This window comes from Parafannyhessea sp. LCP19S3_B1 (genome assembly GCF_052121955.1).
In the GTDB taxonomy this organism is placed as follows: domain Bacteria; phylum Actinomycetota; class Coriobacteriia; order Coriobacteriales; family Atopobiaceae; genus Parafannyhessea.
This window is the reverse complement of the sequence record NZ_JBQKDH010000006.1, coordinates 118,143-133,127: the sequence shown is the minus strand read 5'-3', so window position 1 is coordinate 133,127 and position 14,985 is coordinate 118,143. Positions and strand designations below refer to the sequence as shown.

Sequence of the window (14,985 nt, the reverse complement as noted above, 5' to 3'; positions counted from 1 at the left end):
CGCCTCTTGCCCGGCGCTCCGCTATGCGGCGCCGAGCGCGAGCAGCGCCGCGACGTAGGCGGCGCAGACGGCGCAGGCGAGCCAGTCGGCGCGGCGCATGCGCAGCGGGTGCCAGTGCGTGCGGCCGGAGCCGCCCTCGTAGCCGCGGGCGTCGAGCGCGCGCGAGAGCCCCTCCGCGTGGTGGGCGGAGCTTGCGAGCAGCGCCACGAGCACGGGGCCGATCGCGCGCACGCGGTGCGCGAACGAGCCTTCCGACACGGCGCCGCCGCGCGCGGTCTGGGCGTCCAGAATCGCGGAGGCCTCGTCGGCGATGGTGGGGATGAAGCGCAGCATGAGCGAGAAGACCATGGCGAGCTCGTGCCCGGGCAGGCCCACGCGCGAAAGCGGCGACAGGCACGCCTCGAACGCGTCCGTCAGCTGGGTGGGGGTGGTGGTGAGCAGGATGAGCGCGCCCATGAGGATGGCGATGGTGAAGCGCAGCGGGTAGCACACGGCCCACCACAGGCCCATGCTCGTGACGCGCACGGGGCCAAGCGAGAAGAGCGTGGCGCCTTCGCCCACGTAGAAGAGGTTGAAGAGGCCGAGCACGCACAGCAGCACCACGAGCGGGCGGATGGACTGCGCCACCTGGCGAAGCGGCACCTTCGAGAGCGCGACGACCTCGAACGCGAACGCGAGGCCGAGCGCCAGCTGGAGGGGCGTCTGGATGAAGAACACCGTCACCATGACCGCGAGGGCGCAGGCCAGCTTCGCGCGCGGGTCGAGCCGGTGGATGCGGGAGTCGCGGGGCAGGTACTGTCCCATGCGAATGCGAAGTGCCATCAGCGCGCCTCCCGGTGATTGCCCAGGTCGCCTGGCGCGGGAGCTGCGGCCGCGGCGCCCGCCGCGGCGTGCGTGGCGAGCGCCGCGAGGGCGTCTGCCAGCGCGTCCGTCGTGAGTGGCGCCGCGTGGGGCGCAAGGTCGAGCGCAAGGCCCGCCTCCGCGAGGTCGCGCGCCCACGAGAGCGGGCGCGGCAGCCCCAGGCCGCACGTGCGGAGCCTCTGCTCGTGCGCGACGGCGAAGACGTCGCGGGGCGCGCCCTGGGCGAGCACGTGCGCGTTGTCGAGCACGATCACGTGGTCGCAGCGGGCGGCGTCGTCCATGGAGTGCGTGACCTGGACGATGGTGACGCCGCGTGCCGAGAGCGCGCCGAGTATGGCACGGAGATCCTCTCGCCCGCGGGGGTCGAGGCCGGCGGTGGGCTCGTCCAGCACCAGGGTCTGCGGGCGCATGGCGAGGATCCCGGCGATGGCGCACAGGCGCTGCTGGCCACCGGAGAGGTCGAACGGGGAGGCCTCGCGCAGGTCTGACAGGCCCACGAGCTCGAGCGTGCGAGCGACGCGTCGGTCGACCTCGGGGGCGGGCAGGCCCATGTTGCGCGGGCCGTACGCGACGTCCTGCGCGACGGTCTGGGCGAAGAGCTGCCGCTCCGGGTGCTGCATGACGTAGCCGATCCTTTGGTGCACGAGGCGGCGGCTTCGCTTGCGAGCGGTGTCGACGCCGTCGACGACAACGTGCCCGGCGTCCGGCACCTCGAGCGCGCACATGAGCCTGACGAGCGTGGACTTGCCGGAGCCCGTCTGGCCCACGATGGCCGTGACCAGCCCGCGCGGGATGGAGAGGCTGACGCCGTCGAGCGCCTGGCGGCGCACGCCCCGTGCCGTGACGTCGCCGGCGTAGCTGTAGCTGACGTTCGTGACGGTGACGGCGTCCTCGGGCGGTTGGCCCGCCGGCCCGCCCTGGGCGGCCTCGTCCGTCGCGACCTGGCCGGGCGCCGCGCCCTTCTCGTCCGTCGCGACGGACGAGGCCGGGGCGCATGCGCGCAGGATGGAGCCCCTGAGCGCGTTGGCGTCGCACGTCCAGGGGACGCTGACGCCGCGTGTGCGCAGGCGCTCTGCCAGGCGTGCGGGAAACGGCGCCTCAAGCCCCATGCGGCGCAGCTCCTCTGCGTGCGAGAAGACCTCCTTTGGCGTGCCCAAGAGCGCGACTTTGCCCCTGAGCATCACGACGACGCGGTCCGCGGCGAGGGCCTCCTCCATGAAGTGCGTGACGTGGACCTGCGTGCAGCCGGCCTTCTGCAGCCGTGCCATGACGTGCATGACGCCGCGGCGCCCGCGCACGTCCAGGAGGGCGCCGGGCTCGTCCAGCACGAGCACCGCCGGCTCCATCGCGAGCGCGCCCGCGAGCGCGACGCGCTGCTTCTGCCCGCCGGAGAGCCTGGTGGGATCTGCCTTCGCGTAGTCCTGCATCGCGACGCGCGAGAGCTCGCGCCGCACGCGCTCGCCGATCTGGCTCGCCGGGACGCCCAGGTTCTCTGGGCCGAAGGCGACGTCCTCCTCCACGACGGTCGTCACAATCTGGTCGTCCGGGTTCTGGAACACCAGCCCCAGGCTTCGGCGCGCGCGGCGGTACGCCGCGAAGTCCGGCCGGCCGTCCGCCATGACGCGCTCGCCCACGAGGTCGACGGTGCCCTCGTCCGGCGCGAGCAGCCCGCACAGCACGGACGCGAGCGTGGACTTGCCCGAGCCGTTTGGCCCGAGCACGCACACGCGCTCGCCGGGCGCCACGGAAAGGCTCACGTCGCGGAGCGCCTGCACGCCGCCGTCGAAGTGAAGGTTCACGTGCGAGAGCGAGAGCGCCGGCGCGGGGGAGAGGCGCCGCGCGGGCGAGAGGGACGCGGTGGCCCGAGGCCGAACGTCCTTCTCGCCCGCGACGCTACGCCCCGTGGGCGTGGTGGTGTCCTGCGTGGCAGACAACTGCTAGTTTCCCAGCGCCTTGGTGACCGGCTTGTAGATGAGGGCGCACACGACGGCGTTGATGACGACCTTCAGCACGTTGAACGGCAGGAGCGCCGGCACGATGAGCGCGATGACGTCCGCGGTGGCCATGTGCGCGTACAGCGGCGTCACGACGATGTTTGCCAGGATGCACGCGGCTACGCTCGCGACGCCGCCCAGCACCATGCCGACGATGGCGCCGCGCAGGGTGGTGTCGCGCTTGTAGACGAGGGAGGCAGGCAGCACCATGGTGATCGTGGCGACGATCGCCATGACCATGCCCCAGAAGCCGGACGCGGTGGCGATGTGGGGAAGGTAGCTGATGACGCTCACGACGGCGCCCGTGGCCGGGCCAAATGCGAAGCCCGCGATGAGGCAGACGATGGCCGACGGGTCGTACTTGAGCCAGGGGACGGCCGGCAGGATCGGGAACTCCACGAACAGCGTGCAGATGGCCGCAAGCGCGCAGAACAGCGCCGTTACGGCGATGCGCTTGGTGCTCCAGCCCGAGCCCTGCTCGGTGGTGGAGTGGGAGTCGTGACGTGCGACGGAAGAGCTTTGTGCCATGGTGGCCTCCGTTTCTTTCATCCGGACTGTAACCGTTGGTCCTGGACTTTGACCAGGTCAGCCGCTCTTTTTGTTGCGGCGCGCGGACTTGGGCCTTGCCCCTACCGCCAGTGGGGAATCTCACCCCGCCCTGAAACTGACACGTTGACCATAGCACGCGGACATGCCGCGCGGAAAGAAAACTTTGTTACGTGTGCGTGGCGTGTGCTTGGCGGTAAGGCGGCGGTCTGTGGGCCCCCGTCTGGCTGCTATACTTTTGGGGATGCTTACACAGAGGAGAAGAGCAGCGCTTTGACATGCGACGCCGCGCGTGCGGCGACTTTTGAGGAGAGTGATTGCGGCATGTCCGACGGTGACTACCACTTGGATACGCTGACCTGGCGACTTCGCGCCATCGTGGGCGAGGAGAACGTGAGCCAGATGGAGCCCATGAGCGAGCACACGACCTTCCGCATCGGGGGTCCGGCGGACCTCTTCGTGGTTCCGGACGACGTGGGGGAGGTGGCGGACGTTATCGCGGCGTGCAGGGAGGAGCAGGTTCCCTACTTCGTGCTGGGCTGCGGAAGCGACCTTCTGGTGAGCGACGACGGCTACCGCGGCGTGATCGTGGCCCTGTCCGACGGTCTTACCAACGTGAGCGTCGACGGCGAGGAGATGACGTGCCAGGCGGGCGTCACGCTCAGGGAGGCGTCCGAGATGGCCTGTGAGCTGGGGTTTACTGGCCTTGAGTTTGCCTGCGGCATCCCGGGCTCCGTGGGCGGCGCCTGCTTCATGAACGCCGGCGCGTACGGCGGCTGCACGGCGGACGCGCTCCAGAGCGTGCGCGCCCTCATGCCGGACGGCTCCGTGCAGACCATCCCCGCGGACGAGCTGAACCTGGGCTACCGCCAGAGCCGCGTGAAGGACGACGGGCTGGTCGTGCTTTCCGCCACGTTCGCCCTGCGCGAGGACGACCCGGAGGACATCCGCGCGCGCATGGACGACTTCACGCGCCGCCGCGAGGAGAAGCAGCCGCTGGAGCTTGCGAGCGCCGGCTCGACGTTCAAGCGGCCGGAGGGCTTCTTCGCGGGAAAGCTCATAACCGACGCCGGGCTGAAGGGCTACCAGGTGGGGGATGCCGCCGTGTCGAAGAAGCACGCCGGTTTCGTGGTGAACCTGGGCAACGCCTCCGCGGCGGACGTGCACGCCGTGATCGAGCACGTTCAGGACGAGGTCGACAGGCAGTTTGGCGTCCGGCTGGAGCCCGAGGTGCGCTTCCTGGGATAGCAGACGGCCGCGTCCACGGCCTGGGGCATCGCCTGGTCGACGGCCGCGGCGATGCCCTCGACCGCGTCGAAGTCCTCGGGCGCGTTCGAGAGTATCGCGACCACGTACGGACCGCGCGGACCCATCACGATGCCGGCGTCGTTCGTGACGGGGTCCGCGATGCCCTCGTCCACCGGGTACCATCCCGCCTTCGAAAGCGTCTGGCACTTCTCGCCCAGCGCGTCCTTAATGGGCGACACGGCGCGGTTCGAGAGAAGCTCGAGCAGCGTGGCGCCGTGGCCCCTGCCGGAGGCCAGGTACGCGTAGGCGTGCGCCCACTCCTGCGCAAGCTGGCGCGCCGTGCTGTGCGGGTAGTGCGGCGCGGCGTACGCGTCCACGCTGGGGTAGGCGCCGGGCCCCACGTTGCCCCGGCGCAGCCACGTGGCAAAGCACGAGCGTCCCAGCCGGTCGGAAAGCGCCACGTAGGCGTCGTTGTCCGAGTTCAGGATGATCGGCGCCGCGTAGCGGTACGCGTCCGCGGCGTCCAGCGAGCCCGCATCCACCAGCTCCTGGTAGACGGATATGACGTACGGCCCCTTTATGGCGCTCGCGGTATAGAAGTCCGCGTCCGCATCGTAGGTCACGGTCACGCCCGTGCGCAGGTCGCGCGCGCAGACTCCCACGACGTAGCCCCGCGCCTCGAGCGCGGATATCGCCTGGCGAAGCGATGCCACGGACGGCGCGGCCGAGAGGGACGCGTCGCCGTCGATCGCGAGCTCGCCCCTGGGCGCGGGCGCGTCCTGCCCCTGGTCCTGGGCCTGGGGGGCTTCCACCTGCCGGCCGTGCGCGTGGCGGACGTGGCGCGCGACCGTGGCCTTGCCCGCGTCGACTCGTGCGGAGGCGCGCAGCGCGGGCTCGATGGAGCACGCCCACGCCCCGCAGTACGCCGCGGCAACAAGAAGCGACGCCACGGCCACCTCGGCAAAGCCGTAGGGGAGGCCGTGGCGCCCTCGACCGTTTACGTCTGGCACCTGCCTGTGGGTCACGCCGTCGGCACCTGGTTCCCTAGTTCTTGAGCGAGTTGATCGGTGCGGGGAAGCGGCCGCCGCGGTGCGCGAACACGTGGCCCGCGAACGGGTTCACGTGCTGCACGGGCGCGGTGCCAAACAGGCCGCCAAACTCCAGCACGTCGCCCTCCTTGCGGCCGATGGCCGGAATCAGGCGGACGGCCGTCGTCTTCGTGTTGATGACGCCGATGGCCATCTCGTCCGCGATGATGCCGGCGATCGCCTCGACCGGGGTGTCGCCCGGGATGGCGATCATGTCGAGCCCGACGGAGCAGACGCAGGTCATGGCCTCGAGCTTCTCGATCGAGAGCGCGCCGTCCGTCGCCGCGCGGATCATGCCCGCGTCCTCGGACACCGGGATGAACGCGCCGGAGAGGCCGCCCACGCTGGAGCTCGCCATGACGCCGCCCTTCTTCACGCAGTCGTTCAGGAGCGCGAGCGCCGCCGTCGTGCCGGGGCCGCCGCACTCGCCGACGCCGATGATCTCCAGGATCTTCGCGACGGAGTCGCCCGCGGCGGGCGTGGGCGCCAGCGACAGGTCCACGATGCCCTTCTCCACGCCCAGGCGCCTGGACGCCTCGCGACTCATGAGCTCGCCGGCGCGGGTGATCTTGAACGCCGTCTGCTTGATCTTCTCGGCCACCTCCATGAGGCTCGCGTCCTCCGGCAGCTGCTCAAGCGCGGCCGCCATGACGCCGGGGCCGGAAACGCCCACGTTGATGACGGCGTCCGCCTCGCCGGAGCCGTGCGTGGCGCCCGCCATGAACGGCGAGTCCTCCACCATGTTCGCGAACACCACGAACTTGGCGGCGCCGTAGCAGTCTATGTCCGTGGTCGCCTTCGCGCAGTCGATCATGGTCTGCGCCGAGAGGAGCGCGGCATCCATGTTGATGCCCGCTCGGGTCGAGGCGATGTTCAGGGAGGAGCAGATGCGCTCCGTGCTCGCGACGGCGGAGGGGATCGATGCGATGAGCCGGCGGTCGGCGGACCCCATGCCCTTCTGCACCAGTGCGGAGAAGCCGCCCATGAAGTCGATCCCCAGCGTCTCGGCCGCGCGGTTCATGGCCTGGGCGATGGGGGTGAGGTCCTCGTCGTCGCACGCGGCGGCGATCTGCGCCACGGGCGTGACGGACACGCGCTTGTTCGCGATGGGGATGCCGTACTCGCGCTCCAGCTGCTCGGCCGTGGGGACCAGGCGCTCCGCCGTCTTCGTGATGCGGTCGTACACCTTGGTGCACATGCGGCCCATGTCCTCGTCGGCGCAGCCGAAGAGCGAGACGCCCATGGTGATGGTACGCAGGTCGAGGTTCTGCTGCGAGACCATGCTCAGGGTCTCTGCGACCTCTTCTGGGGTGATTGCCATTACTGCTCCTTGCCTGTGCCGGCCGCGTCCCGGGTGGGTGCGGCACCGTCGTGTGCTGCTTTCATTATGCAAGCTTAGCGCGCCGGCCATGCGTGCGGACGGCGCGCTGCAGAATGTTTACCAATGCTTCGTGTCCGGTGCGTGCCGGCATCCGGCTTTTGCCCTATGCTCCCGCGCGGAAGGCGAACGCCGTGGTGAAGCGGAACGCGTGCCCGGCGGCGTACACGCCCTGCGGAAAGTTCTTGTGGTGCACGAAGTCGGGGTAGAACTGCGTCTCGAGCGCGACGCCGGCGGACGGCCCGTAGTGGACGCCGTCCTTTCCGTCCTGGTCCAGCGTCGGCGCGGTGTAGAGCTGCAGCCCCGGCGAGTCCGTGTACACGTCCATGGAGATTCCCGTGCGGTCGCCGGTGAGCGTGCACGCGCGCTCCAGGTGCTCGTCGTTGTGAAGCACGTAGTTTATGTCATACCCGCCCAGCTCCTTCGCGCCATCCGCGAGGGTCGTCGGCGTGCGCAGGTCGTACGGCGTGCCGTCCACGGGGGCTATCTCTCCGGTGGGGAGCATGCGCTCGTCCACGGGCGTGTACGCGTCCGCCTCCAGCTGCAGCGTGTGGCCGAGCACGCTTCCGGCCGCGTGCCCGTTCAGGTTCCACATGGCGTGGCACGTGAGGTTGATGACGGTGGTGTCGTCCGGCATGGCATCGTAGTCTATCCGCAGCTCGTTCTCGTCCGTGAGCGTGTACGTCACGTTCACGTCCACGGCGCCGGGGAACCCCTGGTCGCCGCGGCGGCTGCGCAGGTTGAGCTTGATGGAGTCCTCGCGCGCCCTCGCAAGCGTCCACAGGCGCTCGAAGTAGAAGTGCGGTCCGGAGTGGATGTTGTCCGGCCCCATGTTCGCGGCCAGGTGGTGTGTGGTGCCCATGAGGTCGAAGCGCGCCCCCGCGATGCGGTTGGCGTTCCTGCCCACGATGGCGCCCATGCAGAACGTGTTGCCCAGGTAGCCGGTCGCCCCGTCGAAGCCAAGGCAGACGTCCGGCCTGCCGCCGCGGCCGTCCGGCACGCGCACGCTCACCAGGCACGCCCCGAGGTCGGTCACGGAGACCTTCATCCCACGGGAGTTCCTCAGCGTGTGCAGGTGCACTTCTCGCCCGTCCGGCATGCTTCCAAACGCGTATGACTCCAGGCTCATGGCTCCTCCTCTGGCGGTTGCGCCGGCCCGTCGCGCCACGGCGCGACGGCCTTCCTGCTGGCAAGAACCATGGTAGGCGAGAAGGACGCGCCCCCTCTGCGGGAGTGGACGAGTGGCTAGGCTCCCTCGGGAATCGAGGTCGCGACTACGATTACATCCTTGACGCCCGCCATGTACAGGTGGTCCACCTGCTCGTCCGTGGCGCCGTCGTCCGTTATGACCGTGTCCGCCATGTGCGCCGGCGCGATGGGGTAGGTGTAGCTCTTGCCGATCTTGAACGAGTCTAGCAGCAGGAAGTGCTCGCGTGACTGCTTCAGCATGAGCGAGTCCACCGCGGTCTCCGGTACGGTGTTCGACGTGAGCCCGTGCTCCGCGCTGATGCCGCTGCAGCCTATGAAGCACTTCGCGGCCTGGTAGCGGCGGATCACGTCCATGGCGAGCTCGCCGGTGAGCGAGGCGCGCGGCGGCACGGCGGTGCCGCCCGTGAGCAGTATGGTCTGGCGCAGCGGCCCCTTCAGGAGCATGACCTTGCTGTTGTTGGTGATGACGGACACGTCGTCCGCCTCTATCTGCTCTATCATCTCGAGCGCGGTGGAGCTTGCGTTCACGAAGATCGCGTCGCCGTCCTCCACGTGACGCGCGGCCTCCGCGGCGATGGCCTTCTTCGCGAGCACGCGACGCGAGCCCGAGGGGCGTCCCAGCGCGTCCGCTATGGTGACGCGGCCGTACTGGCGGGTCACCATGCCGCGTCCCTCCAGGTAGTCCAGGTCGCGGCGGATCGTGAGCGGCGACACGTCGAAGTGCTCCGCGAGCTCGCCCACGCCGGCGCTCTCGCGACCCTCTAGGAGCCTCATGATGGCTTCGCGCCTTCTGGTGACGAACGTCTCGCTGCGCCTCATGTGAGCCCTTCTCCTCGCATTCCGCCGGCACCGCACCGCACCGCTTCGCGTTTGTGCGTGCCTTGCATTTGTATTGATGCCATTTTAGGAACAAATTGAACGTTTGGATGCTTGGCTTTTCTCGCACAACGCATTTCGTGATGCATTAGAAGTTAAAATTATACATTTGTCGACTTATAGGTCCATTCTGTTCAACTAGGCGTTCACAACGTTCATAAAAGTGAATCATGTTGATATATCACCAGTTAAAGCATGGTGTGAAAGTTCTTCTCGCGAGTGCTTGATTGTGATGCCAACAGAGTTACCCCTGTGCGCAGTATCGAAATTTCAAGAGTAAACGACAAAAAGTATGAGTTTGGATTGACTTTGTTTCTTGCGTGTGTCACATTGCAGCTGTGAAGCACGTCAGGCAGACGGGATGCCGGGCGGGCAGGCCACCGCGCGCATGCGTCTTTGGCGCGCGAACCGGCACTTCGGGCATCCCGAGGGCGGCGCGGACTGCCGCGCCGGAAGGGAGAAGGCAATGGCAACCTACAAGGCACTCGTGTGCTGCCGTGCCGGAGTCGGCTCGAGCGCGATCCTCGAGACCAGGGTCAAGCAGGTCGTCGCGGACGAGGGGTGGCCCATCGAGACCACGCACGGCTCCGTCGACCAGATCGCCGGCTTCGACGGCGACCTCATCATCACCATGTCCGACCTCGGCCTCATCCTCGAAGACGAGGGTAAGAAGGACCTTCCCTACGTCGTGAGCGTCCGTAACATCGTCGACGCCGCAGAGATCAAGGCTGGCCTCGAGGGCTTCCTCAAGGAGAAGGGCGCGCTGTAGGGCCCGCACCGTGGCGCCGGCCGCAACGCGGTGCGGAGCCGCCTGCAAGGCAAACGCAAGATACGCCCGCAAGAGGGCGAGAAGAACGTGACAGACCGAAAGGAAGTCCACATGGACCTTGGAACCCCTTGGAAGAAGCTCGACGCCCCCGTGTCCGAGGAGGAGCTCGCGTGGGTCGACAAGTACTGGCGCGCCGCCAACTACATGTCCGTCGGCCAGATCTACCTGCGCAGCAACCCCCTCATGCGCTCGGACTGGGTGGACGAGAAGACCGGTGAGACTCGCGACTTCGGCCGCGCGGACGTGAAGCACCGCCTCGTTGGCCATTGGGGCACGACGCCGGGCATCAACTTCCTGATGGGCCACGTCAACCGCCTCATCCACGACCACGGCCAGAGCGTCGTGTTCTTCATGGGGCCGGGCCACGGCGGACCCGCCGGCACCTCGCAGTCCCTGCTTGACGGCACCTACCGCGAGATCCGTCCGGACATCACCGACGACGAGGCCGGCCTCCAGAAGTTCTTCCGCCAGTTCAGCTACCCCGGCGGCATCCCCAGCCACTTCGCGCCCGAGACCCCCGGCTCCATCCACGAGGGCGGCGAGCTTGGCTACACGCTGTCCCACGCGTACGGCGCCGTGCTCAACAACCCCAGCCTGCTCGCGTTCGCCGTCGTGGGCGACGGCGAGGCCGAGACCGGCCCGCTCGCCACGTCCTGGCAGACCAACAAGCTCGTGAATCCGCTCACGGACGGCATCGTCCTGCCGGTTCTGCACCTCAACGGCTACAAGATCGCCAACCCCACGATCCTCGCCCGCATCTCCGACGAGGAGCGCAACGAGTTCTTCCGCGGCATGGGCTACCACCCCTACACGTTCGAGGCCGGCTTCGACGACGAGTCCCACATCTCGATCCACCGTCGCTTCGCCGCCCTGCTTGAGCAGGTCTTCAACGAGATCTGCGACATCAAGTGGCGCGCGCTTGCCGGCGAGACCGCCCGTCCCGCGTACCCCATGATCATCTTCAGGACCCCGAAGGGCTGGACCTGCCCCAAGTACATTGACGGCAAGAAGACCGAGGGCAGCTGGCGTGCGCACCAGGTGCCCCTGACCTCCGCCAAGGACACCCACGAGCACTTCCGCGTGCTGCGCGGCTGGCTGCGCTCCTACAAGCCGGCCGAGCTCTGGAACGAGGACGGCTCCCTCAAGCCCGAGGTCACGGAGTTCATGCCCCAGGGCGAGCTGCGCCTGGGCGCAAACCCCAACGCCAACGGCGGCCTGATCCGCGAGGACCTCGAGCTCCCCGACATCCACGACTACGAGATTCCGGTTGCCGAGAAGGGCCACGGCTACGGCACGACCGAGGCGTCTCGCGTGTTCGGCAACTACACGGCCGACGTGCTTAAGCTGAACCTCACGAAGTTCCGCGTCTTCGGCCCGGACGAGACCGCGTCCAACCGCCTGCAGGCCGCGTACAAGCTCACGGACAAGCAGTGGGACGCCGGCTTCAACGCCGACCCCGAGAACGACTCCTACCTCAGCAGCACGGGCGGCGTGATCGAGCAGCTGTCCGAGCACCAGTGCGAGGGCCTGCTCGAGGGATTCCTGCTCACCGGCCGCCATGGCGTCTGGAGCTCGTACGAGTCGTTCATCCACGTGGTCGACTCCATGATTAACCAGCACGCGAAGTGGCTCGAGGCCACCGTGCGTCACATCCCCTGGCGCAAGCCCATCGCGAGCCTCAACATCCTGCTGTCCAGCCACGTCTGGCGCCAGGACCACAACGGCTTCAGCCACCAGGACCCCGGCTTCGTCGACCTGCTGCTCAACAAGAACTTCCACAACGACCACGTCGTCCAGATCTACTACCCGGCAGACGCGAACATGCTGCTGTGCGTGGGCGAGGAGGCCTACAAGTCCACCAACAAGATCAACGCGATCTTCGCAGGCAAGCAGCCCGCGCCCACGTTCCAGAGCATCGACGAGGCTCAGCTCGAGCTCAAGAAGGGCGCTGCGACCTGGGATTGGGCCGGCAACGTCAAGGACGGCGAGCAGCCGGACATCGTTCTGGCCTGCTGCGGCGACGTCCCCACGCTCGAGATGCTCGCGACGTCCGACGCCCTGCAGGACCTTGGCATCAAGGTGCGCTTCGTGAACGTCGTCAAGCTCCTGGCCATCCAGGACCACGACGAGAACGACGCCTCCCTCACCGACGAGGAGTTCACCAAGCTCTTCGGCGAGAACGTGCCCGTGCTCTTCGCGTTCCACGCCTACGCGCACACCATCTACGGCCTCATCCACGGCCGCCCGAACCACGACAACTTCCACGTGCACGGCTACATGGAGGAGGGTTCCACCACCACCCCGTTCGACATGCTGCGCCTGAACGAGATGGACCGCTTCGCCCTTGCCGCCCACGCCCTCGAGATCCTCGACGCGGACAAGTACGCCGAGAAGATCAAGGAGTACCGCGACTTCCGCGAGGAGGCCTTCCAGTTCGCCGTGGACAACGGCTACGACCACCCGCGCTTCACCGAGTGGAGCTGGCGTGACGTCGTGGGCCAGGACAACTCCGCTGCCGCCATGTCCTCCACCGGTGGCGACAACGACGAGTAGTCGCACCTAGCTTTCTCCTTGGATCGCGGGCCCGTCGCACCGCGCGTCCATCTGCTTCCTAGGCCGTAAGGCCAGAAGGGCTCCGGCTTCGGCCGGGGCCCTTCTCTCGTAGGCGCCCCGCCCGGTGTCACGCGTTCCTTGTGGGCGGAAGGCGTATTTGCCGCGTGGGCGGCGGCCAGGGTATATGCTCTTCTCACCTGTGCCGCCCGCCGGGCGGTCGACGCGCCCGGGAAGGGGCCCATAACGTGATTCAGGACATTGGCGACCATGGCTTCGACAACGCGTATGCTCCCAAGGAGCCTACGCCCGAGGCGTACGCCCTCGCATACCAGGGTGACAACGTCCTTCTGGCCGAGAAGGACGGCAACCTCGTGCTGCCGCGCGTCCGCGACTGGCAGGCGGTCCTTGGCCCGGAAGCCTGCGGGGTGGACGCGCTGGCGCCGCGCTACCTCTTCCGCGTCGACGGGAACGACTTCTTCCTGGTGGACGAGGCGGCGCTCCAGACGGGCATCGTGGGCATGCCGCGCGGCTTCGTGTTCGCTTCCGTGCAGACCATGCGCTTCTACCAGCCTCGCTGGCTTGCGTTTGCGGCCGTCACCGGGCTGCAGCTCTCGAGGTGGTACCTCAACAACCGCTACTGCGGTCGCTGCGGCTGCGAGCTGGGGCACGTTGCCACCAGCCGCGAGCTCGCGTGTCCCTCGTGTGGGAACGTCGTGTACCCGCGCATCAATCCTTGCATCATCGTGGGAATCACGCGAGGCGACAGCCTGCTGCTCACCAAGTTTGCCCAGGGGCGCTACAAGAACTATGCCCTCGTGTCGGGCTTCTGCGAGGTGGGCGAGACGCTGGAGCAGACCATCGAGCGCGAGGTCATGGAGGAGGTGGGCCTGCGCGTCCGCAACATCCGCTACTACAAGAGCCAGCCGTGGTCGTTTTCAGACTCCCTGCTCATGGGGTTCTTCGCGGACGTGGACGGCGACCCGACGGCTCGCCCCGACCACGTCGAGCTCTCCGTCGCACGGTGGGTGGCGAGGCGCGACCTTCCGCGCGAGCACGAGGACACGTCAAGCCTTACGAACGAGATGATCGAGCTCTTCGCCCGTGGCGAGGAGCCGATGCCCAACCGATAGGGGGATGCGATGGCGCAGTACAGGCCGGACGGAGGCCGCGACGATGGCGTGGACGCCTACGACTACGATGATCCGCGCCGTTACACCTCGCGTCAGCGGCGACGCCAAGGGCAGCCTGAAGCCAGGAACGGCGGCGCCGTGGTGAGTCGCCGCTCTCGCCTGGGAGACGCCCTCCGCGGCATCGGCCGGGAAGAAGGACGTCGCTCCCAAGATCAGGGTCAGGCGGCATCGCAGCAGTCGTACTACCCACGGCAGCAGACGTACGGCCAGCAGGGATATCCACAGCAGTATGGCCACTCCGAGCAGCCGGTCTATCAGGAGGGGCCCAAGAGGCGCCCGCACCGCGCCCGGAACGTCCTTCTCGTGATTCTGGCAATACTGGTTGGGCTCTACCTCCTTATATGCGTTCCCATAGACAGAAGCATTGCGTTTTCCGACGACGTTGCGACGAGCCTTTCGGGCGAGCTGTCCATGCACGTCCCGCTCACTCCCTACTACGTGCTCGCCCTTGGCTCGGACGCGCGGGAAGGCGACACGGTAAGCAGGACGGACACGATGATCCTGTGCCGCATAGACCCTCTGGCTGCCAAGGTGACCATGGTTTCCATACCACGAGACACGATGGTGCAGATAGACGGCCATGGCACACAGAAGATCAACGCGGCATACGCGTTTGGTGGCGCAGCGGGTGCCGTGAAGGCGGTGAAGAACCTCACGGGAGCGAGCGTCAACCATGTGGCGCTTGTCAACTTCGACGGCATCGAGACGCTGGTGAACGCGCTCGGTGGCGTTACGGTCGACGTGCCCGTGGACGTGAACGACCCTGGGTATACGGGGCTCGTGCTTTCTGCGGGCACGCATGAGATGGACGGGCATATGGCAATGCTCTTCTCGCGCGTTCGACATGGGTTTGCGAACGGCGACTACCAGCGGCAGGAGGATCAGCGGATACTCATCTCGGCGATAATGAAGAAGGCCTTGTCGAATCCGCTGTCGCTGCCCGCCGTCGGGAAGGCCATGGGTGGGCTCCTATCCACAACCATGCGCTGCTACAACATCATTCCGCTCCTTACGCGCTTTGCAATTGGTGGCCCCACTATATACAGTGCCTCCATTCCCTCGAGTCCGCAGACGATTGGCGGCGTTTCATACGTCGTGGCGGACGAGCAAGCCACGGCGACCATGATGCAGGTGGTCAACCAGGGAGGGGATCCCTCGACGGTCGCGAATGGTGTTCAGTAGCGACTGCCGACCTAACGATTTCGATAAGGAT

Annotated in this window: 11 protein-coding genes, 2 pseudogenes and 1 riboswitch; of the genes and pseudogenes, 5 read left to right on the top strand and 8 right to left on the bottom strand. The window is 67.5% G+C overall.

Annotated features, from left to right (window positions below; all coding sequences use genetic code 11):
- Positions 1-21: 21 nt before the first annotated feature.
- The 4 genes and pseudogenes from ACTQWE_RS04485 to ACTQWE_RS04470 all read right to left on the bottom strand — a co-directional run bounded on the left by ACTQWE_RS04485 (position 22) and on the right by ACTQWE_RS04470 (position 3,383).
- A complete protein-coding gene (locus ACTQWE_RS04485) occupies positions 22-822 on the bottom strand; it encodes an energy-coupling factor transporter transmembrane component T family protein (RefSeq protein ID WP_441855943.1) in 801 nt (266 codons plus the stop codon).
- Positions 822-1,736 (bottom strand): annotated as a pseudogene (locus ACTQWE_RS04480) (ATP-binding cassette domain-containing protein); the annotation flags it as partial. The gene ACTQWE_RS04485 and the pseudogene ACTQWE_RS04480, both read right to left, overlap by 1 nt.
- 195 nt (positions 1,737-1,931) lie before the next feature.
- Positions 1,932-2,795, bottom strand: a pseudogene (locus ACTQWE_RS04475) (ATP-binding cassette domain-containing protein); the annotation flags it as partial.
- A 3-nt stretch (positions 2,796-2,798) separates the two neighbouring features.
- Positions 2,799-3,383, bottom strand: a complete 585-nt coding sequence (locus tag ACTQWE_RS04470; RefSeq protein ID WP_441855939.1) for an ECF transporter S component — start codon at positions 3,381-3,383, stop codon at positions 2,799-2,801.
- 5 nt (positions 3,384-3,388) lie between these two features.
- Positions 3,389-3,525: riboswitch (FMN riboswitch) on the bottom strand.
- 200 nt (positions 3,526-3,725) lie between these two features.
- Here ACTQWE_RS04470 and murB point away from each other — a divergent pair.
- Entirely contained in the window at positions 3,726-4,649 is a 924-nt protein-coding gene (murB, locus tag ACTQWE_RS04465; protein WP_441921275.1) for a UDP-N-acetylmuramate dehydrogenase, read from the top strand.
- On the opposite strand, the gene ACTQWE_RS04460 is transcribed toward murB, so the two are convergent.
- The 4 genes from ACTQWE_RS04460 to ACTQWE_RS04445 all read right to left on the bottom strand — a co-directional run bounded on the left by ACTQWE_RS04460 (position 4,586) and on the right by ACTQWE_RS04445 (position 9,143).
- Positions 4,586-5,674: a serine hydrolase gene (locus ACTQWE_RS04460; RefSeq protein WP_441855935.1), complete on the bottom strand. Its 1,089-nt coding sequence runs from the start codon at positions 5,672-5,674 to the stop codon at positions 4,586-4,588. The two genes, murB and ACTQWE_RS04460, sit on opposite strands and share 64 nt — an antisense overlap.
- A gap of 19 nt (positions 5,675-5,693) precedes the next feature.
- Positions 5,694-7,058, bottom strand: a complete 1,365-nt coding sequence (locus ACTQWE_RS04455) for a PFL family protein (RefSeq protein WP_441855934.1) — start codon at positions 7,056-7,058, stop codon at positions 5,694-5,696.
- Positions 7,059-7,221: 163 nt separating this feature from the next.
- Positions 7,222-8,244: an aldose epimerase family protein gene (locus tag ACTQWE_RS04450; RefSeq protein WP_441855932.1), complete on the bottom strand. Its 1,023-nt coding sequence runs from the start codon at positions 8,242-8,244 to the stop codon at positions 7,222-7,224.
- Between the two features lie 116 nt (positions 8,245-8,360).
- On the bottom strand, positions 8,361-9,143 hold the full coding sequence (locus ACTQWE_RS04445) for a DeoR/GlpR family DNA-binding transcription regulator (protein WP_170103059.1): 783 nt from the start codon (positions 9,141-9,143) through the stop codon (positions 8,361-8,363).
- A gap of 523 nt (positions 9,144-9,666) precedes the next feature.
- Here ACTQWE_RS04445 and ACTQWE_RS04440 point away from each other — a divergent pair.
- From ACTQWE_RS04440 to ACTQWE_RS04425, 4 genes are all read left to right on the top strand, one after another.
- Positions 9,667-9,969, top strand: a complete 303-nt coding sequence (locus tag ACTQWE_RS04440) for a PTS sugar transporter subunit IIB (protein ID WP_170103060.1) — start codon at positions 9,667-9,669, stop codon at positions 9,967-9,969.
- Positions 9,970-10,080: 111 nt separating this feature from the next.
- Positions 10,081-12,582: a phosphoketolase family protein gene (locus tag ACTQWE_RS04435; RefSeq protein ID WP_441855929.1), complete on the top strand. Its 2,502-nt coding sequence runs from the start codon at positions 10,081-10,083 to the stop codon at positions 12,580-12,582.
- Positions 12,583-12,827: 245 nt separating this feature from the next.
- A complete protein-coding gene (nudC, locus tag ACTQWE_RS04430; protein WP_441855927.1) occupies positions 12,828-13,712 on the top strand; it encodes an NAD(+) diphosphatase in 885 nt (294 codons plus the stop codon).
- 9 nt (positions 13,713-13,721) lie between these two features.
- Positions 13,722-14,954 (top strand): LCP family protein, encoded by a 1,233-nt coding sequence (locus ACTQWE_RS04425; RefSeq protein WP_441855925.1) that lies wholly within the window; start codon positions 13,722-13,724, stop codon positions 14,952-14,954.
- Positions 14,955-14,985 lie beyond the last annotated feature (31 nt).

Coding starts and splice junctions, on each gene's coding strand:
- ACTQWE_RS04440 (WP_170103060.1), top strand. CDS start 9,667: ATGGCAACCTACAAGGCACTCGTGTGCTGCCGTGCCGGAGTCGGCTCG.
- ACTQWE_RS04470 (WP_441855939.1), bottom strand. CDS start 3,383: ATGGCACAAAGCTCTTCCGTCGCACGTCACGACTCCCACTCCACCACC.
- ACTQWE_RS04485 (WP_441855943.1), bottom strand. CDS start 822: ATGGCACTTCGCATTCGCATGGGACAGTACCTGCCCCGCGACTCCCGC.
- ACTQWE_RS04425 (WP_441855925.1), top strand. CDS start 13,722: ATGGCGCAGTACAGGCCGGACGGAGGCCGCGACGATGGCGTGGACGCC.
- ACTQWE_RS04445 (WP_170103059.1), bottom strand. CDS start 9,143: ATGAGGCGCAGCGAGACGTTCGTCACCAGAAGGCGCGAAGCCATCATG.
- murB (WP_441921275.1), top strand. CDS start 3,726: ATGTCCGACGGTGACTACCACTTGGATACGCTGACCTGGCGACTTCGC.
- ACTQWE_RS04455 (WP_441855934.1), bottom strand. CDS start 7,058: ATGGCAATCACCCCAGAAGAGGTCGCAGAGACCCTGAGCATGGTCTCG.
- ACTQWE_RS04450 (WP_441855932.1), bottom strand. CDS start 8,244: ATGAGCCTGGAGTCATACGCGTTTGGAAGCATGCCGGACGGGCGAGAA.
- ACTQWE_RS04435 (WP_441855929.1), top strand. CDS start 10,081: ATGGACCTTGGAACCCCTTGGAAGAAGCTCGACGCCCCCGTGTCCGAG.